This window comes from Lactobacillus huangpiensis, from assembly GCF_019972815.1.
Classification (GTDB): Bacteria; Bacillota; Bacilli; order Lactobacillales; family Lactobacillaceae; genus Lactobacillus; species Lactobacillus huangpiensis.
This window is the reverse complement of sequence record NZ_BPPA01000001.1, coordinates 41,027-66,986: the sequence shown is the minus strand read 5'-3', so window position 1 is coordinate 66,986 and position 25,960 is coordinate 41,027. Positions and strand designations below refer to the sequence as shown.

Here is a 25,960-nt window from a genome sequence, read left to right as displayed (position 1 = left end):
AATATTAAAACAGATTGCAACTTTTAATTCAATAAAATCACAAAAAATAACAAGCAATAAACAAGAGATTACCAGAATAGCGGGCAAAGCAGTCCATAAATTACAAAAATAAGAAATTAAAATAATTAAAAATAATATTTTTTACTAAAACAATTGTTATTTTTAATTTTATCCTATATAATATTTAATTAATTGATAATGTTATTAATTCAATCAGGCAAACACACTATTGTTAATTAAGTTGGGGGACTAGCTATGAAAAGAAATAAGTATGTGGGAGTGCTAGTTTGTGCTGCTGCACTATCTGTCGTATCTGTATTCTCTAATGCTGAACAGCACGTTAAAGCTACTGTTGACAGTCAAACAAAAACTGTTGCAAACAGCTCTAAAGCAGCAGAGTCAGCTACAGTGGGCATAACAAACAAAGCAATTGAAGCACAATTAGCTGCAAAAGGAGTTAATCTTAAGCATTTAACTTCTGACGAAAAGCAAACTGTGTATGTTGATGTAATTGTTCAATTGTCTGTTGCACCTGCAGCTACAAATGGTTCAGTAAGCACAAATTCAAGTAGTGCAGAAATTGAACAGGCTACAAAACAAGTAATTGCACAACAAGGTTCAGTTAAAGCAAAGGTAAAGGCAATTACCAACCAAGCAATTGGCAAAAGCTATGGTTATGTAGTTAACGGTTTTGCTACTAAAGCAAAGGTTAAAGATATTCAAAAATTAAGATCCATTCCAGGCGTTAAATCAGTAACTTTGGCAAAAGTCTACTATGCTAATGACTCTTCAGCTGATGATATGGCTAATGTTTCAGCAGTTTGGAATAATTATAAATACAAAGGTGAAGGCACTGTAGTTTCTATCATCGATACAGGTATTGATCCTAATCATAAGGATTTACGGTTGAGTGATGAATCTAAAGCGAAATTAACTAGAGAAAAGGTTGCTGACTTCACAAAACAAGCTGGTTATGGGCGCTACTTTACTGAAAAGGTCCCGTATGGTCATAACTATTCAGATAACAATGACAATATTACTGATAATAATCCTAGCGAGCAACACGGTATGCACGTTGCAGGTATCGTAGCTGCCAATGGTACTTCAGATTCTGTTAATTCGGTTGTAGGTGTTGCTCCAGAAGCGCAATTATTAGCAATGAAGGCCTTTTCTAATTCAGCTAGTTCTGCTACTACTGATTCTACTAACATCATTGGAGCAATTGATGATTCAGCTAAACTTGGTGCTGATGTTTTGAACATGTCCCTAGGTTCTACTTCTGGTCAGCAAACTGATGATGATCCAGAAATTGTAGCTGTTGACCGTGCTACTAAGACAGGTACTGCCGCTGTAATTTCTGCTGGTAACTCTGGGACCTCAAACTCAAAAGCTGATGGAAACAATAAGGCATATTATGGCAATCCAGATATGGGAACTTTAGGTAGTCCGGGTACTGCCAGAACTGCCACAACGGTTGCATCAGCAGAGAATAATAAAGTTACTACTGATGGTATAACTTTTACTTCATCTGATGGTAAAACTGTAATATTAGGCCCAGAAACTACTCAACTTTCAGGAGGTACTGATCGTTCATTCTTTAATGACAAGCAGTTCTACGTTGTTAAAGATAACAATGGACAATTAGGTATAGGCTCTGCAAATCAATATACATCAGATGTTAAGGGTAAAATTGCTATCGTTAAGCGTGGGACTCTTACTTTTACTGATAAACAAAAATTTGCACAGGAAGCAGGGGCTGCGGGTTTAGTCATTGTTAATAATCAAGCTGGTGCATTAACTAACATGCAGCTCAATGCTGGATTCCCTACTGTTGGATTATCAGGGGATGCTGGAAGCAAGTTAGTAGAATATGTTGATAATCATCCTGATGAAGCATTAAAGGTAAGCATTGCTGTGCAGCCATTAGATAATTCAGCCCTTAAGACGGACTTAATGTCTAACTTTACTTCCTATGGTCCTGTTTCTAATTTGGCATTTAAGCCAGATATCTCAGCACCAGGTGGAAATCTTTGGTCAACTCAAAATAATAATGGCTATACTAACATGTCAGGTACTTCTATGGCTTCTCCATTTATTGCTGGTACACAAGCACTTGTAAGTCAAGCAATGAATGATAAAAAGGGTTCTTTCTATGAAATTTATCAAAAGATGAGTCCAGATGAAAGAACAGCATTTATCAAAACTTTGGAAATGAATACTGCAAGTATTCAACCTGATGTTAGTCATGATAATGTGATTGTCTCACCTCGTAGACAATGTGCTGGGTTCATCAATGCACAAGCTGCTATTCAGGCATTGGCTAAAAATCCTTCAACCGTTGTTGGTAGCAACGGCTATCCAGGTGTTGAACTTAAGAGCTTCACAGATAGAAATCTTAAATTCCAAGTTAAGTTTACCAATAGAACAAATAAGGATTTAACTTATAAGCTAAACAATAATGGTAAAGAATCGGATATTTATACTTCTGCTACTGATAGTAGTTCAGTTTTGTATGACAAGAAAATTGATGATGCTTCAGTTCAAACTGATGATTACGTAGTTGTACCTGCAAATTCAACTAAGGAACTTACTATTACATTAGCACTGCCGACTGATTTTAAAGAAAATCAGTATGTTGAAGGATTCTTGAACTTTAATGGATCAGACGGTTCACAATTACGTTTACCATACATGGGATTCTTTGGCGACTGGGCAAGTTCAGATCTACCTATCTTTGCTAGCTTAAATGATCCAGATGTATTCCAACCTTACAATAATATCTTGGGTACTATTGTAACCGCTGGTAATGACTCTTTTAATGGTAACCCAGGTTTAAGCATTGATGAAAACGGTAATTATGTATTTGATTCTTCAAAATTCGCAATTTCTACTGCGAATAATGTTCAATTCCAATGGTTTAAACCAACTTATTATTTATACAGAAATGCTAATAACGTTAAGGCTCAAATTTTGGATAAAGATGGCAAAGTAATTAATACTTTAGCTTCGTTGAGTAATGCTACTAAGACTTACTATTACGCACAAGCTCAAAGATACACTTACTTTGATGAAGCTCCTGAGTGGGACGGTACATACTTTGACCAACAAGCTAACAAGACAGTTAAAGTGCCTGATGGAACATATACTTACAGAATTTCTGCTACCGTTGATGGCACAAATACAGAACAGCATTACGATATTCCCGTTAAGGTGGATAGTGTTAAACCTTTATTAAAGAACTTAAAGCTAGAATCAAGTACAGAAAAGGATAACAATGGCCAAGAAAAGACTCGATACTACTTGTCTGCCGAAGCCAAGGATGATCTTAGTGGCTTAAGTGGTGACGCTAATGTTTCTATAAATGGTGTCTCAAGTCAATTAACATACGATCCAACTACTAAGGCAGATAAAGATGGTTTCCAAAAGATTGAAATCGACTTATCTCCTGAGCAGGTAAAAGCTTTACAAGCAGGTACTAATGACTTTGCTGTAGCACTATTTGATAATGCTTCAAATGCAGGAACTGCTTCAGGTGAAAGCAATAAACCAGGTGAAACCGGCTATGGCTTGGTTCTTAAAGGCGGTGGGTTACCAGATAAGATCTCTTCAACAACTGACAGATACGAACCTGACACTAAGTTCTTTGTATTCACAGGTACTTATCCAAGTAGGGTATATGGTACTTATACTGATAAGTATGACAAGACTCACGACTTAGATATCGAAAGTGAAGATGACAAGTCATTTGTTGCTAATCTTCCACTTACTAAGGATGATTACAAGACAACGGTCACTCTCTATGCTGATGCTGACCATAAGACCGTCCTTAAAGAAAAAGAAATTACAGTTAGTCTTATACCAGCTAAGGTTGAAAGCTTAACCGTTGATAAGAGTGATACTTACGATGCAAGCAAGGATTCATCAGCTGAATTGGCACAAACCTCTGAAGCTACCATTAAGCTTTCAGGTAAGGTCAGTGCTGATACTAAGTCATTAGTAATTAAGCAAAATGGCGAAGATGACGTATCAGTTGATCTGGGTGCTGATCATACCTTCTCTATTGAATTACCAGTACACTTTGGTGAAAATGACTTTAATATTGTAGCAACTGATGAAGATGGTAATTCATCCAGTGTTGAGCAAAAGATTAAGTCTAGTGATCGTGGTAAAACAACTGTAGAGAGCAATGACGTTACATTCGGTGACGGCATCAAGTGGGGTACCAACAACGTTAGCGCTGATACCAAAAATTATGATCCTAAAACTGGCGAGTTGACTATTACTGGTAAGGTAAAGAGACCAACTACTACTTTGCAAATCGATGGTAAGAACGTCAAGATCAATTCTGATCAGACATTTGAAGTAACTTTAAATGTTGGTACTCATGGTGCTAAGATTGTATCTGCTTTGATTGGTGACTCAACTGTTAGAGAAACTACTCAAGAGAGACTAAGTTTCTATGTAGATGCAGAATCACCTGATTTAGCCCTGGATAATGATGGTCCTGTCTACACTAACAAGGATAAATACACAATTTCTGGTACTGTCACTGATGACTACAACTACTATGAACTATCAATCAATAATAATCACATTGAATCTGCTTGGGGTGATGTAGACTTCCACAGCGAGGAAGGCTTCAAGAAGAACTTTAAGTATGAAGCTGAATTGAAACAGGGTAAGAATACTTTTAATATTAAAGTAACTGATTCTCAAGGCAATGAAACTACTCAAGCTTTAATCGTTTACTATGAACCAGAAAAGGTCTTAGATGAGCCTGATATAAAGCAAATTGTAGCAAAAGATGGCGAGTCTGCTCTCATTGAAGCTACTACCAAGGAACCTGATGCAACGGTAGTTTATAGTGTTGATGATGGCAAGACATTCAAAGATGTGCCAGCTGACGGACTCAAAGTCACTGAAAATGGAACTGTTGAATTCAAGACTGTTGATAAATATGGCAATGAATCTGATGTTAAATCTGTAGAGGTCAAGGATCTTAATGAGAAAACCAAGCCTAGTGCAGATGACGAGAAATTGTCTGATGCTAAAGAAAAGCTTCAGGACAATTTTGATGCTGGCGAAAAGAAAGACTTGAGTGGCTACACTGATGATTCTAAGAAGGTCTATGAAGAAGCTTTAGACAAGGCTAAAGATGTTTTAGCAGATAAGAATGCTACATTAAAAGATGTACAAGCTGCTAGCGATGCATTAGCTAAAGCAGAAAAGGCATTGACTGATAAAGAAAAAGATACTTCAGATGATAATCTGCTAAAAGCAAAGAAGAAACTTCAAACTAATGTTGATGCTGGCGAAAAGAAAGATTTGAGTGGCTATACTGATGATTCTAAGAAGGCTTATGAAGAAGCTTTAGACAAAGCGAAAGATACTTTAGCAAACAAAGACGCTACACTGGAAGATGTCCAAGCTGCAACTGATGCATTAGCTAAAGCAGAAAAAGGTTTAACTGCTAAGAGTACTGAATCAACTCCATCAACTAATGCCACTCCAAGCTCTAATAATTCTAGTTCACAAGCAAGTGCAAATACAACTGCTTCAGATAAGAATAAGGCTAATGAGGAAAAGAAGGATGCCAAAGAAGAGGGTAAATCAACTAAGGTAATGTTCAAGTCTGTTCTTTACACTAAGGATCTTAAGAAGACCTCTAAGACTGCCAAGGCATATAGCTTCCTTAACTTTGTAGTTGAAAATGATAAACTAAAAGTTTATACATTTAATGGTCAACATTTCTACAAGGTAGTAGATGAGGATGAATATGTTCGTGTAAGAAATGTTACTGGTACCAAGGCTAAGTTGAAGAGAAACTCTTACGTTTACAAGTCTAATGGTAAGAAGACATCACGTATTCTTCTCAAGAAGGGTACTACTGTGACCGTCTACGGTGATCAATATAAGGCTTTAAAGAAATATAAGAAGACAGCTTATAGAATTGGCGAAGGTAAATACATCAAGAGCGTAAACTTTTATAAAGTTGATCTTGTAAAATAGTTGATCCATAACTAGTCTTATCATATAAAACTTATATAAGAAAATAGTTTCCAGATTTTAAAAGACGATCAAAATTCTCAATTGAGTATTTTGATCGTTTTTTGCTTGTTCTTTGTCGTGAAAATCTGCTATGTATCTCATAATTTTTGGGCGTTCGATAACAGACTGTATTGAGAAAGGCGACTTAACTAAGCAAATAATACTAACCCCCAAAAAAATTTTGTCTTAATTTCGGGATTCATATCAGGTCAGATTGAATATTGAATTAGCATAATAAATCAACTGGTAGTCTTTTTTAGAAATCTTGCGCATTTCCCAAAAAGTGCCACTGCAATTAATAAATCTAACAGAAAATATACAAGATAAAATACCTGACAAGATTTAAATATTGTCAGGCTTTTTTGATGAAAGACAAATACTAAAGTATAATTAACATTAACGTGAAAATTCAATTTAAAGCTTTATAGATAATGATCAATCTAGAGAAAAAAGCTTACAAACTAAGGGAGGGTTAGAATATGAGTAACATAAAAGTTTTAGTAACAGGAAGAATGCCAGAAGCTGGTTTAACGGAGTTAAGAAAAAACTTTGCTGTGACCCGTAAACCAGAAAAAGAAGATAGAGCCTGGATTTTAGCACATCTATCTGAGTATGAAGGTCTGATACTCATGGGGACACAGGCTGACCGTGAATTAATTGATGCCGGAACTAACTTGAAAATTATTTCTGCTAGTGGCGTTGGCTATGACAAAATTGACATTGACTATGCAAAGCAAAAAGGAATTGTTGTTGCCAATTGTCCTAAAAGCGTTCTTATTCCCACCGCTGAAATGACATTTGCCCTAATTCTAGCAACTATGAGACGTTTGCATTTTTATGATAAAACCATTCGCACTGAAAAATGGGTTGATGTTTCTAAACCGGAAAATATGGGGACGGGACTCCAGGGAAAAACGCTTGGTATTTACGGTATGGGGCGTATCGGCTCTGAAGTAGCCAAGTACGCCCAAGTCTTTGGCATGAAAGTCATTTACCATAACAGACATCAGTTAAGTTCTCAAGAAGAAGCAAAAAAGAATGTTCATTATGTAGATTTTGATACTCTTGTTAAAACAGCAGATGTGATTACCCTGCACGCCCCAGCAACCCCTTCTACAACAGGCGTTTTCGATGCTCAAGTATTTAAGCAGATGAAAAAGACAGCTTATATCATCAATGTTGCTCGAGGTAAGCTGATTAAACAAAATGATTTAATTGCCGCATTGCAGAACGGTGATATTGCCGGAGCAGGTTTAGACGTATATGAAACTGAACCAGAAGTGCCACAAGCTTTATGTGAACTAGATAATGTGATTTTGTCACCTCATGCAGGTTCAGGAACACTGTCTGCCCGCACGAATATTGCGGCTGAGGCTTCACAAAATCTCATTTCATATTTGCGGGATCATAAGCCATTAAACCAAGTTAATAAGTGATCTTTTAATTAGTAAAAATAATCATGAATAAAAACCAAGTTTTTACTTGGCTTTTTTTCTTTTACAGTAATATAATATGAAGCTAACTACATGAAGCATACTTCACATTACTAAGAAGGTGAGATTATCACAAATTTAGTTAAAGAAAATAGAAAAAAGCTGCACTTAACGCAACGTGAACTTGCTGTCAAAGTGGGTGTTACTGAACGAACGATTATCTCAGTAGAAAAAGGTAAATACAAACCTTCGCTCATCTTGGCGTATAAACTAGCGCAAGTTTTTAGGACCGATATTGAAACCTTATTTTGTTTACAGGAATATGTAGAAAATGAAGAAGAATAAGAAAAGAAAGATCAAATATTATTTCGCAGCATGCTTTTTTACATTTTTAGCACTTCTTGAGTTAGTGCTGATCAGTTTAGAGGTTCTGCAGCACCGCAGGCAAACCGATATACCGAAAAATATTATTTATGTAGTTTTTGCTATTAGTTTTGCTTTTTATCTTTATTATAAAGCCAAAACTGTGGGCACAGATAAAGATGATGAAGACGAGCGTGATGAGTTTATTGCAGTAAAAACTGATCACCAAATGTATAAAATAGCTAACTGGTTAATTTATATTCTGAGCCTAATCTTTATGACTGGGGCGGCGTTCATGTTTGAAGCTCAAGGCTTTACGACACTGGTCATAATATTGACAACCATTGTCGCTACTTTAAGCGTCTTATGGAACTTATTATTATTAATCGAAATGATTAAGGTATTACCAATGAACTTAGAAACTGATGAGACATAAATATTGCTAAATAATATCCAAGCGACTTTGCATTTTAGTATAAAAATTTTTCCACTTGCTTTCCTGATAGTGACCTCTTAGTTAAATAGTATTGTAATCTCGGTTCTTCTCAAGTTTAATTAATTTATCATCTTTAATGAATGAAAAAATTATTAACAAAACTGAGGGAGAAAAATAATGATTTACCATAACTATTCACATTTAAAATTCTTTTGGCTCAATGTTTTCGGTTTGATATACAGTACTTTAAATATCTTTGCTGCTTATATGCTTAGCAATTTGATCAATATGGCAACTAAGAGACAATTTTCAGTCTTACCTTCTTTAGTGACGCAGATCATAGTAGCGCTGACTTTAATCTTAATTTCAGGCTTATTATTTAATTACTTAAAAACCGATGCAGTTAAGCAGATTAACACTAAGCTGAGAACTAAAGTGTTAAAGGGAATGCTGCTAAATAAAGAAGAAGATAGTGCTAATTTAGGTTTTTTAACTAACGACTTTAAGTTATTAGAAACTAATCGTTATGAAGCTGAAATTGAAATTCTGATCTATACTTATACCGTTATTTTGGCGCTGGGTTATGCTTTATATTTAAACTGGTTTGTTACTTTGATTTATTTCGTGGGCTCAGCGATCCCTACAATTGTGTCCAACTTTTTCCAAAAACCAATTCAAAAGGCTTCAGGTGATTGGACTAAGGCTAACGACAAGTATGTCAGCCAAACCAAAAATATTTTAGCTGGCACTGGAACTTTTAATTTATACGGCAAGCAAGACAATGCTGTTAAACAAAATAAGCGTGCGGTTGAACGTCTGGAAGAAAAACTGGCCAAAATGAATGTGCTGAATAATAATACTAATACCTACCTTAATATTATTGCGATTGCCAGTGCATTTTTACTACCATTTGCTTTTGGGACATTATTGGTAGTCAATGGTCAAATAACATTAGGAGCATTATTTGCCATCACTCAGCTTTCTAATTCTTTCGTTAATCCTATCCTGCAAATTTTAAATGAACGAAACAATTTATCTACCACTAAGGGTATCGTTAACAAGATCAATCAGTTTATTGCTAAAGGTGAGCAAAAACCGCAAAACGGTGTTGCTACTGATGACTTTAAGCAATTAGAAGTGAAAAATCTGACTTTAAAACGGCAGGATAAAGAATTAGCTAGTCAAATTAATTTTGCAGTTGCAAAAGGACAAAAAGTTGCGGTCATTGGACCATCTGGCTCTGGTAAATCCACCATGCTCCAATATTTAATGTATGGTGATTACGGCCAAGCACAAGAAGATTTGCTTAATCAAAAAGCAGTACAACCAGGCTCTTTTACCAACCTGTTTGCATATTCAAGCCAAAGCGCGGTCATCTTTGCCGACTCATTGTGGTTTAATCTTACTTTGGGTGCAGACATCCCCTTAGAAGAAGTAACAGCAGTTTGTGATCATTTAGAACTGGGACAGCTGGTTAAAGAAAAAGGTTTTGACTACCAATTAGGTGATAATGCTGACCAATTATCGGGTGGTCAGTTAGCCCGAATTGAACTGGCAAGGGCTATCTTAGCCAAACGACCAATTTTATTACTGGACGAAGTCAATGCCTCATTAGATAAGGCAACTTCTCAGGCGATTCATGATTACTTGTTTGATTCAGACTTCACTTTTATTGAGGTTATTCACCATTATGAGCCAGCAGAATTAAAGCGTTATGATGCTGTAATTGACTTTAATAATTATATTTAAAACATGGTTTCAAATAAATGTATGGTAAATAAAAAGCTTACTTTTTGTAAAAATAAAGTAAGCTTTTTTATGACACCAAGTATATATCTAAATTATTTCCAGCTATTTTTAATACAGTGACTTTAGTAGTACTGCCACTGACTAAATATATTTATTTTCCTTTCCGTTTACGTGTAAACCAGCCAATTACAGCAACTGTTCCTGTGACAATTATGCCAGTGAGCATTATCATGAAATTGCTTTCTTTACTTTCACCAGTCTTGGCCAATACATTAGTGCGTTTAGAAGTACTACTTAAGTTATGGCTTTTAATAGTAGAATGCCGAATAATCTGGAATCGCCGACCCGTTTTCTTTACATGATGCTGTTTTGAAACTGCTTTTTGTGGCTTTGGCCTGGTTGGCTTTTTCTGTTTATTTGGTTTTTCTGGTTTGGTAGAAGAATTAGTCGGGTTATTACCACTCGGATTATTATTGTTTTTGGTGTAAATATAGGTGACATCTTGAGTCTGTGGACTAAAGAATCCAGTCGCATTCGTCGGTCTGGACTTTAAAGTATAGCCTGCAAGATCTTTGGCTCCAGTAGTATACCCGTCACCAACGTTACCGCTTAAAACAATGTCGGAAGTAAGTTCGTTACCATTTTCATCTTGGTAGTGAACAATCACATCAGCAGCTTTACTTGGGACATTAGGATTTACTGGCAGCTTGGTAGGAGCTTTTTTGTAGAGATAAACAACATCAGTTATAGTATTATCAGCAAAGCTACCACTGGCATTGGCAGGAGTTTCTGCTAAAGTGTAACCAGTAATATCTTTCGGCTTTGTAGTATATGGAGTGTTTAATCCACCTGTTTGCACATCATTAGGTGCTAGTTGGTTACTGTCTTGGTCTTGATAATGTGTAATAACAGCCGCATTGTATCTCACGTAAGTATCGGCGTCTTTAGCTGGATTATAGTTAGTTAAAAGTTGTGGAGATGTCCAGCGCTTGTCTTTAAGTGCTTGAGGATGTCCTGTTGAGCCATCACCGACATTAACCCAAATTCCTGGCGTGTCTAAGCCAGTACTTGGTAGAGAATTTTTAGCACCTAGCTTTAAGTAATTTAAACCTGTCAGTCCATTTAGCATATTATCGCTACTGGTAACAGAGTTCATATTGAAATTACTGATATCAAGACTGGTTAAGCTGCTATCTCCTAAAAACATTTCCATCATGTCAGTTACCTTGTCCGTGTTAAAGTGACTAACATCTATCTTTGCTAAATTGGTGCAAAAGGCAAACATTCCGTTCGTGCTAGTAATATTACTAGTGTTGAAGTGGCTAACATCTAATTGGTTCAAACTCATACAATATAAAAACATGCCCACAGCTTGCTTAACGTTGCTGGTATCAAAGCTAGCAACATTTAAATTTGATAACTTAAGGCACATGCCAAACATAGCAGTCATGTCCGTTACCTTTGCTGTATTGAAGTTACTAATGCTCAGAGACGACAAGTTTCGACAGGCATAAAACATAGAATTCATGTTTTCAACATTTTTAGTATCAAAATTATTCAGATTTAAGTTGGTTAAACTTGTGCAAAGGTTAAACATAGTACTCATGTCTTTAACTTTTGCTGTATTAAACGAACTAACATCAAGATTTGTTAAGGCAGAACAAGACTTAAAAAGCTTGTTCATATCAGTTACATTACTCGTATTAAAGCTACTCAAATCTAGACTTTTTAAATTTTTATCATTAGAGAACATAGAGGCCATATTCGTAACTTGGCTTGTGTCAAAGTTAGATAAGCCCTCAAACTCTTCTAAGTCGTTTAAATCACTGAAGAGACCAGCCGCAGATCCCTTGATAGCTAGAGGTCCGTCGATAACAATCTTTTTGGGTTTATTAGTGAGAAAGAATTGGCTAATTGTTCTAGGTACATCATTACTATCAGCTGTTATATTACCAGAAATAGTGGCAACTTCTTGATCAGGATCATATGTAAGATGAGCACCATTACTATCAGATGATATTAAGTTGGCTTTTGTAGCAATCTTTTGCTGTTCATTTTCACCATGTGTAACTGCAGGAGGCACGTCTTTTTGATTGGCTGCTTTAGCATCTGCATCAGAATTCTCATTATTTTTCGTAGAAATTACCGGCACACTAATTAATGAAGTTGTCTGATCTTTTGAGTTACTATCAGCAGCAGTATTTGTTTGGTCATCATCCTCATTTGTAGCAATAGGATTTTGTGAATCTATATTAGATTTTGTATCATTTCCAGATACAAGATGAGAAGCAGCAAGATGGTCTGCCTTAACTATTTGTGGACTGTTACCTAGTAAGCCGAGACTGACCACAAGCCCACCCAGCAGCAATTTTTCCTTGTTCTTATTCATTATACTTAACCTTCATGTATTAAAAATAGTATATTATGTACCTAAATGGAGTTTATCATATTTATTATATTAATTAATAATTAAACGCACTTATATATTTTAACAGATGTAAGAATACTTAAAGCAACACAAAATAGTTAGAGTGTTTTTAATTACTAACTATTTATATATATTATATATTAATACAATTATTTTAATGTCTAAGTATTGAATGAAACACTCTTTCGTCATTTTTCGTTGCACATATGGTTAAGCTAACTAGTTAAAATTGCTATAGCTGTCAGTAATAGTCTAGCAAACATAACAAATAGACTTTCTTTTTGCTTTTCTACAGTTTTAAACAAATACAGTAGCAGCATTGGTATTTTTAGTAACTTTTTTAAAACCGGAGTTTTAATTGCAGCCTTATGATCAGCCAGGTATTGACTTACAATATGATTTACTTTTACTATTGAGGATTGCTGTCTCTTGAACCAAGTGAAGTTGCTAACCACTTTCTTAACCCCTATTATCGTTGATGCAATTGTGCCGAATTTATTATAAATGGTGCTTAAGAAACTAACTTTGCTTTTAGCTATAATAAAGCTGAATAAAATATGATAAAATCATTGTTAATTACTTTTCATTTTTGTAAATCAGGTAGGCATTTCCATGAAGAGAACTTATTTTAAGGCAAATTTTAATATTGCACGCAAATCAAAGAAAAATATTCTGTTAATGGGCGCTTTGGTTTTATTCATGGTTCTCTTTGTACTAGTGGTTAAAGCTCAAAACTTGGGAGATAACTACCGTCAGTGGCGCTCATACTATGATTCTCTTGAGGTTAATATCAGTTATTTTGACAGCAGTCTATTACGCAAACAAGAATATAAAGAGACTTATGACAATTTAAACGCCCAGGAAGGCAGCATTGCCAGTTTGCAAAATGGAGAAGTTTTAAGTGATCCGCAAACTTATCTAGACGGATCGATCACTTTATTTCAAACCATGTTAGATGGCTACCGCAATAATTATCTGGGTGCCAGCACATTGAATGTTCCACCCAAATATCAATTGCATCAAAGATTAGTTACGTATAAATATCTATATCGTCATCATATACCTGCAGTTATGAATTCAAAGGCATCAGCAACGTATTTAATCTATATTCTCAATTTTGTGGCTATTTTTATTTTCTTTTATATTTTGCTTATTTCTAATGATGTGTGGATGGTTAAGTTGGATCATGATACGGTTTTACGCAATATCCCTTATCGTGTAGAAGATGAGGTTAAAGGCAAAACCATGATCAATTTGGCTTTAGCCTTGGGTCCTTTATTTATTGGACTAGTTGGTGCATATCTTTTTGCCGGCTTACGAAATGGCTTTCGCAGTTTAAATTATCCTAACGTTTTTTACTTTAATAAAATAATAGCAATCCCTGTCTGGCTGGATTGTTTGCTCTTTTTACTTTATACCGCAGTATTGGTAGTATTTGTGACCAGTTTAACTTTACTTCTTAACCAGTTGACTAAAAATGTATATCTCACTACCTTTATTGGTATTGCTCTATATGTATTAACGTATTTGCCTGCCAAAATGCTTAAATTTATTGTTTGGCTGCCATCTGCATATTTAAATGTTAATAATGTGCTTAATGGCACTGTGGCAAGTAAAACTGGATTTGCAGGGCTAAACCTTGTCACCAGCGGCTGTATCCTATTAGTTTGGTCATTTATTTTGATCATCTGGTTCAGACACCTGGTTAATAAAGGAGGTATTGCACGATGAAATGGCGTTATTTCCTCTTTCAGTTGAAGGCTTTTTTGATTAATCCCAAAAATATTGGACTGTTTATTGCCACTGTGATTATGTCTTTATATTTTAGTCTGGTCAGTGTGCCTAACCGCCAGGTAATTGAACAGGTCGATGCCAAACCTATCGGAAAGGAATATATTGACGATACGGCCTTTCTGAAAGTGGCGAGGCAAGAGATTGCTTATTCCAAGAGGCCAGGTTATGATTATATTCCTAGCAAAGGGGCAGTGGACGCTGTCAGTACTTACCCACAGGTCTTATCTTATGATAAAAAAATATTGCTTGCTATAAAGAAAAAAGACTGGGATGCTTATGCTAAAAACGCCAGTGCTCGTTATCAATATATTGACGAGTTAATCTTTGTAGAAGGTAACCAAAACTTTTTGTATCCAGCTGCGTACAATCAAAATGATAATTTTAAGCAGGACGGTCATTTTGGCTATTAACGGACGTATCACTTGTATAACGCACTTTTAGCAGGTAAAAAGGATAAGCAAACAGAGCTGAATAAAAATATTTTGGAAGAACGCACAGCCTTACAAGTAATTCAAAACTCACTTTCTGGCTGGACAGTCTTAATCATGGTAGTGATAGTTTGTTTCTTTGCTGCAGACATTGTGACTAATGACAGGAAATATTATACGGTCTTGGAAAATATTCCTTTAAGTAAACGTACCATTTTATGGTTGAAAACTGGAGTCGTTGAAGTAGGGGCTTTGCTTGACTTTGTAGCAGCTGGGATAATTGCTCTTCTTTGTATAGCACCTAGATATGGTTTGGGATCATTAAGACTAAATACTGTTGATTATTTAGGCAAAATAAACTTCAAAGCAACCTTTAGGACTGAAACACTAGGTATGTATTATTTGCAGTTTATCATTTTTGCAATCATTATTTCGTTTATCTTTATCAGGTTAACAATTCTGCTGTCAATCGTTTTGCGTAACGAATATGTTGCCGGCATGCTTAGCAGTCTGTTTGCTATCAGTGCGAAAATGCTTTACTTCTCATTGGGCATGGGTTTTGTTTACCCGTTTTTGGAAAAATGGCCTATGACTTACTTTTCTATCGGTGACAGTATTACTGGCAACTTGGCTTATTTGATGGATGCACCCGGATGGGGCTTTACTGCTGGCTTAGGGCCACTCATTTGTCTGGCACTTGTCATTGAAATTTTACTGTTTTTGTTCACGCAAATTAAAAGCATCCCTTTAGTTAGACGAGGTGATTAAAATGTTAAAAATAAAAGATGTCACATTGGCATTTGGTAAGAACGTTGTTTTAGACGATGTTAACTTGGAATTTAAGCAGGGCGAGATCGTTGGTCTCGTAGCGCCTAATGGTACGGGGAAGTCGACCTTGATCAACGTTATTTTGCATAATCTGTCACCGCAAAAAGGGTTTGTTGAATATGAAAATACACGTTATCAAACACAAAAAGACACGATTAAATTACACCAGGAAATCTGCTCGTTTCCTGCACAAAGCGACCTGTTTCCCTTTATGACTGGACGGGATCATCTTAATTTATACGCTGATCTTTGGCACAATTCTGAAAAGCCCGTTGAGCAAATAATTACTGACTTGCAAATGGAAAATTACGTGGATAAGAAAGTACAGACTTATTCTTTAGGGATGAAACAGCGACTTTGTTTTGCAATGGTAGTAGCAGCTGATTCTCCTGTAATGCTGTTAGATGAAGTAATGAATGGACTCGATCCGCAGAATGTGGCTTTAATTTCCCAAATGCTTCTTAAACTAAAGGATGAAAACAAGTTGATCATTATGGCTTCACACCTTTTGTCTAACTTGCAGCAATATGCTGACAGGGTCTTGTTTATGGGTAAAGGACACATCATCGAAGATTTAGACAATAAAAAGCAAAATAAACGGTATTTAAAGATGCAGACTACCCCTGAAACGACTAAGTTGCTAGCCGGTTATGACTACGAAACCTTGCCTAATAACCTGATATTAGTTCCTCTAGAAAAAATTGAGCAGGATAAGCTGACACAACTTATAGCCAGCTTAGTTAGAGCTGATATTCAATACGCAGTTGAAAGAATTGATATCGAAGACTTATTTAATAAATTTTATGATTAGTTTAAAGCTTTAACCTGATTTAATATTTGCAGAAAATAAGCAGCCGTAGTTTGCATGTCCATATTAGTTAAAAAATGAATGATTGAGACAGCTGCTTCATCATTGGCAGTATTGTGAAATGTAAGAATTGCATTTAAAAATATGCGCCCAACAATTAACAACATTTCGTTATCTGGTAAGTCAATCTGGTTTATTGGTGTTAGCAGTTTATCTGCAAATTTAAACTGACTATTTGTAATTAAACCAATTACAGCTTCAAATAGAGCTGCTATACCAAAATGAAATGTACCTTCTCCTGCTTTTTTAATAAAAGAAATATTACTGATAACCTGAACAGAGATTTGGTAAATGATTCTGGGACTAATAATAGGGATAACATTGGCAAAAAGTGAGAGAAATTCATGACCCCAAACAGTTATCTTACTTAACTGATGGTTTAATTCGTTTTGCTGGGCTACAGGAAAGATGTTGTGTTGTGAAGTTTTATAATACAAACTGCAGGCTATTGCTGCATAGTCGAGGTCAAAAGGATCTTGACTTGACTCGTATTTATTTAATGCCGCTTGAGCCAGTTTTTTCAAATAGTTTTTGTCGTGGTTATTCCAAGACTCTTCTTAAATTTGGGCAATGTGATCCTTTGGGTCGACTTTAGCAAGTGCAATATATTCAGTTGCCGATAAACTAATTCTTTCGCACAGTTTTAATACCCGGTTAAAATCCATATGGCCTTGATTATTTTCCCAGCGGGAAAGCATTTGAATGGAACAAATGCCTTTAGCTGCTTCTTTAAGCGTAATATGCTGTTTTTTTCCTTAATTGTTTAAATTCAATTCCTGACTGCATGTTATTTCGTCCTTTTTAAGATATTATGCACTTTTTTCTCATATATGAGAAATAAAAAAGCGAGAAAAATAATTCATGCTTTAATATGTTTAATCAAAAAAATATCTTAACCGTTTTAATAATAAAGAAGGAGTAGAAAAATGCAATCTTCATTAAAATTCGCACCTAAATGGAAACTCGTTGCCTACACACTTTTAGCAATAGTAATGGCATTTGGCAATGTGGTAATTGCATATGTCACTAAGATCATGTTAAATGCAGCGCAATATCGTCAAGGCGACAGTGGCAATTTAATTAGAATTGCCGGCATTGGTGCCGCAACAATCTTAATTATTATGTTGTCTAATTTTGTGTACCGTTATATCAAGTGCGCTATTATTCAAGATGTCAATGTTTATCTTAAAGACAAAACGATGAGCTATCTGATTGAACAGCGCAGTGATTCACAAAAGGATGGTTTAAGTCTGATGACCAACGATCTTAAACAGATAGAGACGTCTAAGACTACAAATGAACTAATGATCATTGCAGAATTAGTTTCTTTTTTGCTATCAGTAGTAGTTGGTTTAATCAATTCCTGGATTTTAACTTTAATTTTTATGGTAACTACTTTAATTCCTGGACTAGTGCAAAGGGCTTTTACCAAAACAATTCAAGCAAAAGCAAAAGTTTGGGAGACAAATAACATCGCATACACTCAGAGTGTGAATGACGGGTTAAACGGAGCGCAGACTGTCGGCTTATACGATGCCCAAAGTTCGACTATTAGTAAAGTGGTTAATAGTGCCAAAAGAATGGAAGAAGCATTAAAGAACTTAAACTTCACACAAGCTGCTGCGGGAGAAGTCATTATGGCTTTTGCAGATATTTTTAGCTTTATACTGCCGTTTCTAGTAGGAGCCATCTTAATGCTGCAAGGACAGATTGGTGTTGGTACCTTAATTATGATAGTGCAACTATCCAATGAATTTATTAACCCGATAGTAAATATTTTTGAACAATTGAATGCAATCAAATCTACTAAGCCGATGTGGGATAAAGTAGAGCAGGCTTTGTCTTTTTCAGCTGACAGTACTAAAAATGCAAAAACTGGTCAGTTTACTGGTTTGAAAGTTGAAGATGCAACTTACAGTCAAGGTGGCAGAGAAATTTTCACTCATCTTAATCTTACCGTAGCACCTAATGAAAAAATCTTGCTCATGGCACCAAGTGGTTGGGGAAAGACTACATTGTTAAATTTAATGTTAGGTAAAATTAAACCTAGTGAAGGTCATGTTTATATTGATGGTGAAGATGTCACTGGCAACTGGACCAAAGCCCACGATAATTTCAGTTACGTTAACCAAAAGCCGTTTATCTTTGATGATACAATTAAGTTTAATATTTTACTGGGGCGGAAGGCTTCTCCAGAAAGTTTGGCTAAAGCAGTTGAATCGGCGGGACTAACTGAACTCGTGGATGAAAAAGGCTGGGATTATCAGGTTGGTGAAAAGGGGGCAAATTTATCCGGAGGACAAATCCAAAGAATTGAAATTGCACGTGCTTTTCTCTCTGAACGGCCAGTATTGCTCGCTGATGAAGCTACTAGTGCCCTTGATCCAGAACTGTCACTTGCAATTCACAAAACACTGTTAAAGCAGTCGAACATGGCTGTGATTGAAGTGGCTCATAAAATTTCTGCCACTGAAAAATCATTATTTGATCGGATAATTAATTTAAATGGAGAAAATGAAGAATAAAGAAGTATTAATGCGCTATATTGATGATGATGGAGTTGTTAAAGTTTGGCCTGGTAAGGCTAAGAACCGGTTGCTGATTTTACAATATTTGGCAACTAAATTTGATCCTGCTAAAAAATATTCTGAACAGGAAGTAAACCTGATTTTAATGCATTTTGTGTCAGATTATGTTACCAGAAGGCGAGATTTGATTGAAAATCATCTTTTAAAGAGAACGGATGATGGTCGAATTTACTGGCTAAACGAAGAAAATTAAAAAGCAAACAATGTATGTCAGCAATTGAAGGATAAAATTTGGGATATTATTGTAGCTAAGCCACCTGAAAGTTTGTCAGTAAGAGTGCCTAATGCTTTTGCAATCTATTTAAATGAAAGAGCAGGAGATCTATTAAATATGTTACAATCCAAAGAATAGAAACTTGATATTAACGGTGAAAAACAAACTATCCAGGGTGTTTATGGTTCTGATAAGGCTATGTATCATAATCTAAGAGGAGTTAAAGAAATTATGGAAATTTGGGGGAAACAATAATGAGTGACCGAATTAAAAATATACTATATGACCGTGGTGTAATGAAAAATAAGTGAATTTATATCTAGCGGTATATACGATTTGGCAGGTAAATATCGTTCAGGTAATTTTCAAAAAAATTGCTATGAATTTTTCGATCATTCACGCTTTGTTTAAACAAAGAAATTATTGTTATTACTAAAGGACAATCCCAATATAAAATACAGTTCAAGTTTGATAATCGTGCCAAAGATGATAGATTTAAACTTTATCTTGTTTAGATAATTTAGACATAAAAATAACCCCCAAATTTGTCCTAAATTTGGGGGTCATATCATTGCTTAGTGCCTTTTATCTATACATTTCTTCTTTACGTTAAGTAGGAACAATCATAATTTTATTTATCTAAAATATAGACAGCAGCTCCATATGGCGGTAGTTCAACCTGTTTTCCTAATTGTTGATCAAATTGATAATTATTTATCAATAAACGACTATTTTTAAAATGAAGCTTACTTGGTACCTTGATTTCTTGTTTATCTGCCGTAAAGTTTCCGGTTACAAATAAGTATTGTGTTGAAGTTTCTCTTAAATACGTGTACGTAAATGGATTGTCGGGATCCAATAATTGATAATCACCTTCAGTAATGATTGGAATTTCATGCCGTAAGCGAATTAATTTCTGATAGTAATAAAAAACAGAATCAGGATCTTTTAAATTATCTTCAGCATTAATGTGTGAATAATTGGGATTATAGTCTATCCAAGGCTTTCCTGTACTAAAGCCGCCATTTTCATTCCACGGAATAGGGGTTCTACCATTATCACGGGAATTCAAATAAATGGTTTTTAAAGTATATTCTTTTGAATAATGCTTATTATTAATGAAGTCTTCATAGATATTATGTGTTTCAATATCTCTATAATCATTAATATCTTTAAATTTAGCATTAGTCATGCCTAACTCCTCACCTTGATAAATAAAAGGTGTGCCACATTGCATATGTAAAATAGTGCCAAGCATTTTGGCTGACTTATCACTCCATTCAGGTTGATCATTACCAAACCGAGTTACTGCTCGGGGTTGATCATGGTTACTCCAATATAAGCTGTTCCAACCATCATTTTTAATCATCACTTCCTGCCACTCGCTTAAAACTCTTTTTAAATCAACCAAATTAAATCTTTTATTGGAAAATTTTCCGTCTACACCATATGACAAATGCATGTGGTCAAATTGGAACACCATATTTAGTTCATGTCTTTGCGAAGCTGTATATAATACAGCTTGTTGACTGTTAGTATGGGCTGTTTCTCCAACAGTCATAACATTATAATGAGCTAAAGTTTCACGATACATTTCTTGAAGATATTGATGAACCTTAGGACCATTGGAAGCGCCGATATAGTAGTTTCCATATGATTTATTTTGAATCAAAGGACCATCTGGAAAAGTTGGATCTTTAGATATCAAGCTGATAACATCCATCCGAAAGCCATCAATTCCTAGTTCTAGCCAATATTTCATTATTCTATAAACGTCCTGACGAACATTTTTATTTTCCCAATTTAAGTCAGGTTGTTCCTTGGCAAATAAATGCAGATAGTATTGCCCTCTCTCCGGTGCATATTCCCATGCAGGGCCACCAAAACTAGACCCCCAGTTATTAGGAGGTGTACCGTCTGGATTAGGATCTTTCCAAATATAATAATCAGAATACGGATTATTCTTAGATTTTCTGCTTTCTTTGAACCACTTATGCTGATCACTAGTATGATTAACAACCAAATCTAAAATTATTTTCAAATTTAATTGATGGGCAGCATGTAATAATTGCTTGAAATCTTCTAAATTACCAAATTGTGGATTAATTTGATAATAGTCTGATATATCATAGCCATTATCAACCATAGGAGACTTATATATAGGATTTAGCCAAATAACATCTACACCTAATTTAGATAAATAAGGTAACTCAGATACTATTCCTTGAATGTCTCCGATGCCATCCCCATTACTATCTTTAAAACTTTTAGGATATACTTGGTAAACAACACTATTTTTCCACCATTGCTTTTCCAACTTATTCATCTTCCTCATCAAGCTCCATATTACTAAATTGATCATTTACATAGATAATTTGTTCTTTTGCTTCAATGATCAATTTTCTTAATTCTTCAGGTTTTAAATAATTATCATCTGATGGCAACGAAAGAATAACTCCTAAAACTAAAGGTAAGTTCATTCCAGAAATTAATTGAACGTGCTCATATTTTAGATAAGGAACAAAAGCTTGATTAACCGAGCCGCCTGGTAAATCCGTAAATATTATCAATTCATCGTGGCCTAAATTAACATTTTCTAAGCTTTTTTCAATTTCTTGTTCTATAGGTAAATTTGATAGATAGGCGTTTAAAGTAGCAATAGATTCAATATTTGGATTAATATATTTCAAAGTATCTAGCAGTCCAAATGCCATTCTATGATGACTAGCGATAAGAATTTTTCGATTCATAATAACCTCTACGCTTTTAAAATTCCAAAAAAGGACATTGCTAATGAGAATATGATTACTAGGAATATGATTTGAATGACAGTTACCTTTTTACTCATCAATGCCTTATAAACAAAATATGTTAATATTGCTGGTAATAACGCAGGCATAATTTTGTCCAAAATACCCTCTTGAATATTTAGATTAACTTTTCCAACTTTAAAATTAAGTGCCAAGTTAATCTTTACTACTGAGGGAATCAGTGCACCAATAACAGTTAGTCCCATGATCGAAGCGGCTTCAGTAAATGTTGAAATCTTATCACCTAAAGTTGTAACTAATTTAATGCCGGAATCGTAACCTAAATCAAAAAGCTTATATCTAAAGAAGAGAAACATACAGTTCAAGCATAACCAAATAATTGCACCTGTTGGATTCCCTTGTAGTCCCATGTATGCAGAAATTGAGCCAATAATTGTTGGGTATAAAACCCAAATTAAAGTATCACCTATTCCAGCTAATGGTCCCATCATTCCTGTCTTGAAACTTTGAACAGTGTCAATAGCTTTGACACCATCTTTTTCTTCCATAGCGAGACTAGCACCTAATAAAATATTTGCCATCCATGTAGTAGTATTGAAATAATTGAAGTGGTTATTGAGAGACTTTTTATAGTCTTCATCATTAGGATAAATTTTCCGCAGAGCTTTCTCTAGGCCATATACTACTGCTGGTGCTTGTTGAGTTTCGTAGTTAAAATCATTACATGCCATAAACATATAACGAGTTGCAGCTATTCTTCTATCTTTTTTGGTTAAATTCATTTTTTCAGCCTCATTATTTGTATTATTCATCAAAATCGTCTCCTTCTTCATCCGCTGAGAGTGCGCTTGATGTACTAGTTGTTGTATTTGTTTTGACGGTAGTTACATAGAAGTAGTATGCCATTGCCAGTCCAACAATCGATACTCCCATCATGGGTATATTCAGATAACCTGACAAGAAGAAACCAATTAAAAGCATTGAAAGATATTTTTTGGCTGGCATAACTTGCAGTAGCATTGCAATACCAACTACAGGGAGCATTGAACCCGCAATTGATAACCCGTTAGTTACCCAAGCAGGAATGAAGTGCAACACACTTTTTACCAATGTGCTGCCAAAGCAAACAACTAATGCGGTGGGAAGGGCAGTGGATAAACCAAAAACAAAGGGTCCAATCCATAAAATACGGTTCATTTTTTTGAATTTACCTGCATTCATTGCCTTTTGAGCTGCATGAGCAACGTAAGTATTAATAACTTTGGCTAACACGTCCAATTGAATACCAATCATTCCAACTGGGACTCCAACTGCCAGCGCTATAGCTTTTGCGTCAGCAATATTATGCGTGGTTTTAGTAGCAATATAAATTCCAACTATTGTTGCTAAACCCCAATTAGGTACTGAAGATCCGCCAATATTCGCAACGCCCAAAGCCATTAACTGAAACGTCCCGCCAATGATCATCGCTGTTTGCATATCCCCAGTAATCAGGCCCATAAATAAAGCCATCATTATAGGAAACCAGGTCGTAATTACAAATCCTTGCTGATCAATAACTGCCCAAAAAGATAGTAAAATTGTTAAAAAACCTTGAAGAACTAACATATTTCCTCCTTATTTAATATACATATTCAATGATTGATCTGTATCTGACGGAACATACCTAAAAGTTACCGGTACCCCTAATTTTTCAATAGCCTTAAAATCAGCTATTTCCTGCTTATTTACTGCAACCATTTTATGTACTTCTTTTTTATCTGGGCCGTCAAACATAATACCGATATTAACTTTAGGAATCTTGATATCATTTTTAATCAAGGTCAAAATGGTTGATGGCTCTTTAACTATTAAGAAAACATTGTGGTTATCATATTTACCTTCATGAAAATTCTTTATTGCTGTAGCAGTATCAATTATAGACATTCCAGTACCTGCAGGCTTACTCATTCGCATGGCAGCTTTTTGTACCTCATCTTTACTTATTACATCATCTATTACCATCAGTCTTTTCGCTTTAAGAAAGCCTGCCCACTGGGTAACAACGATTCCATGAATTAATCTTTGATCAACTCTTGCTAAAACTACACTCATTTTGTGTTTCCTTTCTTTTTGTTTGGTATCGATACCAAATTAAAATAAAAAATTATGTTGATTTTCTTTTAATAAATTCTAAGTTAAACACTTGCTTTGAATTATAACTGGGATCCGCGATTGACTCTAAAATTGCTTGTGCGGCTTTTTGGCCCATTTCTTCAATAGGTTGCCGAATTGTTGAAAGTGGAATGAACAAGTCAGCGCTGGTAGGCTGATCATCGACACCCAGAATAGCTACTTCTTTTGGTATTGATATACCTAAATTTCTTGCTTCCTCAAGCATTCCAATAGCTACTTCATCGCTACCAGCTATTATTAGGTCAGGTCGATTTTTAAGATCTACTATTTTATCAATGATTTTTCTACCATCCTTGATAGTTTGGCAATGAGGAAAAAACCAATCTGGATTAAACGACAAGTTTGCTTTATTTAAAGCATCTCTAAAGCCTAGAAAGCGATCAGTATTTAAATCATTATTGATTGTTTTAGTTAAAATGATCTCTTTATGTCCAGTTACGTAGGCAATTTTACGATATCCGGAATTAATTAAACTTTGTGTTGTAGACTTAAATCCTTCATATTGATTTGCTCGAATTATAGGGATTCGATCGTTTTTAAGATATTCATTTACTAAGACAATCGCTCCAAAGTCTAAATATGATGAAATTGTCGACCATGAATTTTCTAAAGAACATAGAATTATTCCGTCTACTTCTTGAGTTCTTAACATTTCTAGTGCTGCTAGTTCTTTATCTTTGCGGCCAAATGTTTGAACAAGAATAGTACTGTAATTATTAACATCTAAGTTCAATTCAATTATGTTCACTAAGCTTGCAAAAAACGGATTAGTAATTCGAGGAACAGTAACAACTAATGTATTAGCTTTGCTTCCTCTCAGCCTTCTTGCTGATGCCAATGGTTTATATCCCAATTGCTTCATCGCATCTAAAACTAATTGTCTTTTTTGTGGTGATACGTGTGGGCTGTTATTGATCACTCGAGAAACAGTCGAAACAGATATATTTGAAAGCTTTGCAACATCTGAAATTGTCACATTTTTCTTCACTGCTATTTTCCAATCCTCCTTGTTTAAAGTTTAAACCACAATTTAATTTTTATGGTATCGTTATCATAATACAGCTGAATTTGTTTTGCAAGCGCTATTTTACGAATAAACTATATATTATAAGTAAATCAACCCTTATTTTAACTATACTCATATGATTAAATTTTCAGCTGTAACTATTCTATAAATTATAATCAATCTCACTTATCAGTTTTTCAAAATAAATTTGGCTAGTAGACAAAAACATAAAGTAAATTGAAAGTCACTATAGAGAGTATAATTGTTAGATGCACTCAGAAACAATCAAGACTAAACTAAAAGGACTAACTCCGATCGAATAGAGAAAGTTAGTCCTCAATTAAAATTAATAAATATCCTAATTATATAGTTGATATCAAAGTAAAAATATTTTTATTCTAATAAAGAAATTATATTATTTGATTTTTGCCAATGCATCATCTACGGCGCTTTTAACAGCTTTCGAAGTCAGTTAAGACCCAGAAACCGCGTCAATATTGGTTGAATTAGATTCAATAATGTTGTGAAGCAAAGGTTTAATGATTTTTTGGCCAATTTCTTTAGTTTCACTTTGTTTGATGACATTGATATCTTGGATATTTTGGTTATTTTTATCCATGGTTACTTTGACCACAAACTCATTTCCCATGCCCTGATCACTTTTACCAAGAAACTGATTCGCACCAAGCTGGTAGTTTTCTGTTTGTTCGTCACTAGCTAGAATTTTAGGGTCAAGTGGGGCAACGTTTTCTACTTTTTCTCCTGGTTCTTGAGCGACATTTTCTCCAGCAATTTTACCGAATATCAACAGCTCTGCAACATCTTGACCAG

The 25,960-nt window shown here is 35.0% G+C and carries 22 protein-coding genes and 1 pseudogene; 12 read left to right on the top strand and 11 right to left on the bottom strand.

What is annotated here, in order from left to right; genetic code table 11:
- Window positions 1-255: 255 nt before the first annotated feature.
- The 5 genes from LDM90_RS00310 to LDM90_RS00290 all read left to right on the top strand — a co-directional run bounded on the left by LDM90_RS00310 (window position 256) and on the right by LDM90_RS00290 (window position 10,029).
- Window positions 256-6,009, top strand: coding sequence for a S8 family serine peptidase (locus LDM90_RS00310; protein WP_223898613.1), 5,754 nt, complete (start codon window positions 256-258; stop codon window positions 6,007-6,009).
- Between the two features lie 518 nt (window positions 6,010-6,527).
- Window positions 6,528-7,484 carry an NAD(P)-dependent oxidoreductase gene (locus tag LDM90_RS00305; protein ID WP_223896138.1) on the top strand — a complete coding sequence of 319 codons (957 nt, stop codon included), beginning with the start codon at window positions 6,528-6,530 and terminating at the stop codon, window positions 7,482-7,484.
- Between the two features lie 123 nt (window positions 7,485-7,607).
- Window positions 7,608-7,826: a helix-turn-helix transcriptional regulator gene (locus tag LDM90_RS00300; RefSeq protein WP_308443166.1), complete on the top strand. Its 219-nt coding sequence runs from the start codon at window positions 7,608-7,610 to the stop codon at window positions 7,824-7,826.
- Entirely contained in the window at window positions 7,813-8,280 is a 468-nt protein-coding gene (locus LDM90_RS00295) for a hypothetical protein (protein WP_223896137.1), read from the top strand. The genes LDM90_RS00300 and LDM90_RS00295 overlap by 14 nt, the downstream gene beginning before the upstream one ends.
- A gap of 177 nt (window positions 8,281-8,457) precedes the next feature.
- Entirely contained in the window at window positions 8,458-10,029 is a 1,572-nt protein-coding gene (locus tag LDM90_RS00290; RefSeq protein ID WP_198212812.1) for an ATP-binding cassette domain-containing protein, read from the top strand.
- A 151-nt stretch (window positions 10,030-10,180) separates the two neighbouring features.
- Here the strand turns inward: LDM90_RS00290 and LDM90_RS00285 are convergent, their stop codons facing one another.
- Window positions 10,181-12,418 carry a BspA family leucine-rich repeat surface protein gene (locus tag LDM90_RS00285; protein ID WP_223896136.1) on the bottom strand — a complete coding sequence of 746 codons (2,238 nt, stop codon included), beginning with the start codon at window positions 12,416-12,418 and terminating at the stop codon, window positions 10,181-10,183.
- A 254-nt stretch (window positions 12,419-12,672) separates the two neighbouring features.
- Window positions 12,673-12,912, bottom strand: a complete 240-nt coding sequence (locus tag LDM90_RS00280) for a hypothetical protein (protein WP_198212816.1) — start codon at window positions 12,910-12,912, stop codon at window positions 12,673-12,675.
- Between the two features lie 157 nt (window positions 12,913-13,069).
- On the opposite strand from LDM90_RS00280, the gene LDM90_RS00275 reads away from it, so the two are divergent.
- Genes LDM90_RS00275 through LDM90_RS00260 form a run of 4 tightly spaced genes read left to right on the top strand, consistent with a single transcriptional unit; the run spans window position 13,070 to window position 16,318 of the window.
- Window positions 13,070-14,188 carry an ABC transporter permease gene (locus tag LDM90_RS00275; RefSeq protein ID WP_223896135.1) on the top strand — a complete coding sequence of 373 codons (1,119 nt, stop codon included), beginning with the start codon at window positions 13,070-13,072 and terminating at the stop codon, window positions 14,186-14,188.
- Complete coding sequence (locus tag LDM90_RS00270; protein WP_223896134.1) at window positions 14,185-14,661, top strand: hypothetical protein; 477 nt, start codon at window positions 14,185-14,187, stop codon at window positions 14,659-14,661. Before LDM90_RS00275 ends, LDM90_RS00270 begins: the two co-directional genes overlap by 4 nt.
- A gap of 12 nt (window positions 14,662-14,673) precedes the next feature.
- Entirely contained in the window at window positions 14,674-15,447 is a 774-nt protein-coding gene (locus tag LDM90_RS00265; RefSeq protein WP_223896133.1) for a hypothetical protein, read from the top strand.
- A 1-nt stretch (window position 15,448) separates the two neighbouring features.
- Window positions 15,449-16,318, top strand: coding sequence for an ABC transporter ATP-binding protein (locus LDM90_RS00260; protein ID WP_223896132.1), 870 nt, complete (start codon window positions 15,449-15,451; stop codon window positions 16,316-16,318).
- Here LDM90_RS00260 and LDM90_RS00255 read toward each other — a convergent pair.
- Together LDM90_RS00255 and LDM90_RS00250 are read right to left on the bottom strand one after the other, a co-directional pair.
- Window positions 16,315-16,902, bottom strand: a pseudogene (locus LDM90_RS00255) (Rgg family transcriptional regulator); the annotation flags it as partial. The gene LDM90_RS00260 and the pseudogene LDM90_RS00255 sit on opposite strands and share 4 nt — an antisense overlap.
- A 30-nt stretch (window positions 16,903-16,932) precedes the next feature.
- Window positions 16,933-17,115 carry a helix-turn-helix domain-containing protein gene (locus tag LDM90_RS00250; protein ID WP_223896315.1) on the bottom strand — a complete coding sequence of 61 codons (183 nt, stop codon included), beginning with the start codon at window positions 17,113-17,115 and terminating at the stop codon, window positions 16,933-16,935.
- A gap of 186 nt (window positions 17,116-17,301) precedes the next feature.
- On the opposite strand from LDM90_RS00250, the gene LDM90_RS00245 reads away from it, so the two are divergent.
- Genes LDM90_RS00245 through LDM90_RS09390 form a run of 3 tightly spaced genes read left to right on the top strand, consistent with a single transcriptional unit; the run spans window position 17,302 to window position 19,315 of the window.
- Window positions 17,302-18,900 (top strand): ABC transporter ATP-binding protein, encoded by a 1,599-nt coding sequence (locus tag LDM90_RS00245; RefSeq protein ID WP_198212821.1) that lies wholly within the window; start codon window positions 17,302-17,304, stop codon window positions 18,898-18,900.
- On the top strand, window positions 18,890-19,156 hold the full coding sequence (locus LDM90_RS00240) for a DUF2087 domain-containing protein (RefSeq protein ID WP_198212822.1): 267 nt from the start codon (window positions 18,890-18,892) through the stop codon (window positions 19,154-19,156). Before LDM90_RS00245 ends, LDM90_RS00240 begins: the two co-directional genes overlap by 11 nt.
- A 24-nt stretch (window positions 19,157-19,180) precedes the next feature.
- A complete protein-coding gene (locus LDM90_RS09390; RefSeq protein WP_274381230.1) occupies window positions 19,181-19,315 on the top strand; it encodes a hypothetical protein in 135 nt (44 codons plus the stop codon).
- Window positions 19,316-19,808: 493 nt separating this feature from the next.
- Here LDM90_RS09390 and LDM90_RS00235 read toward each other — a convergent pair whose 3' ends face one another.
- The 7 genes from LDM90_RS00235 to LDM90_RS00205 all read right to left on the bottom strand — a co-directional run bounded on the left by LDM90_RS00235 (window position 19,809) and on the right by LDM90_RS00205 (window position 25,778).
- Window positions 19,809-21,503: a glycoside hydrolase family 13 protein gene (locus LDM90_RS00235; protein WP_198214049.1), complete on the bottom strand. Its 1,695-nt coding sequence runs from the start codon at window positions 21,501-21,503 to the stop codon at window positions 19,809-19,811.
- Complete coding sequence (locus LDM90_RS00230; protein WP_223896130.1) at window positions 21,496-21,927, bottom strand: PTS sugar transporter subunit IIA; 432 nt, start codon at window positions 21,925-21,927, stop codon at window positions 21,496-21,498. The genes LDM90_RS00235 and LDM90_RS00230 overlap by 8 nt, the downstream gene beginning before the upstream one ends.
- An 8-nt stretch (window positions 21,928-21,935) precedes the next feature.
- Window positions 21,936-22,760: a PTS system mannose/fructose/sorbose family transporter subunit IID gene (locus LDM90_RS00225; RefSeq protein ID WP_198214052.1), complete on the bottom strand. Its 825-nt coding sequence runs from the start codon at window positions 22,758-22,760 to the stop codon at window positions 21,936-21,938.
- Window positions 22,753-23,556 carry a PTS mannose/fructose/sorbose/N-acetylgalactosamine transporter subunit IIC gene (locus LDM90_RS00220; protein ID WP_198214055.1) on the bottom strand — a complete coding sequence of 268 codons (804 nt, stop codon included), beginning with the start codon at window positions 23,554-23,556 and terminating at the stop codon, window positions 22,753-22,755. Before LDM90_RS00220 ends, LDM90_RS00225 begins: the two co-directional genes overlap by 8 nt.
- Window positions 23,557-23,565: 9 nt before the next feature.
- Window positions 23,566-24,042: a PTS sugar transporter subunit IIB gene (locus LDM90_RS00215; protein ID WP_187154220.1), complete on the bottom strand. Its 477-nt coding sequence runs from the start codon at window positions 24,040-24,042 to the stop codon at window positions 23,566-23,568.
- A 52-nt stretch (window positions 24,043-24,094) separates the two neighbouring features.
- Complete coding sequence (locus LDM90_RS00210; RefSeq protein ID WP_223896129.1) at window positions 24,095-25,111, bottom strand: LacI family DNA-binding transcriptional regulator; 1,017 nt, start codon at window positions 25,109-25,111, stop codon at window positions 24,095-24,097.
- A gap of 490 nt (window positions 25,112-25,601) precedes the next feature.
- On the bottom strand, window positions 25,602-25,778 hold the full coding sequence (locus LDM90_RS00205; RefSeq protein WP_223896314.1) for an FMN-binding protein: 177 nt from the start codon (window positions 25,776-25,778) through the stop codon (window positions 25,602-25,604).
- Window positions 25,779-25,960 lie beyond the last annotated feature (182 nt).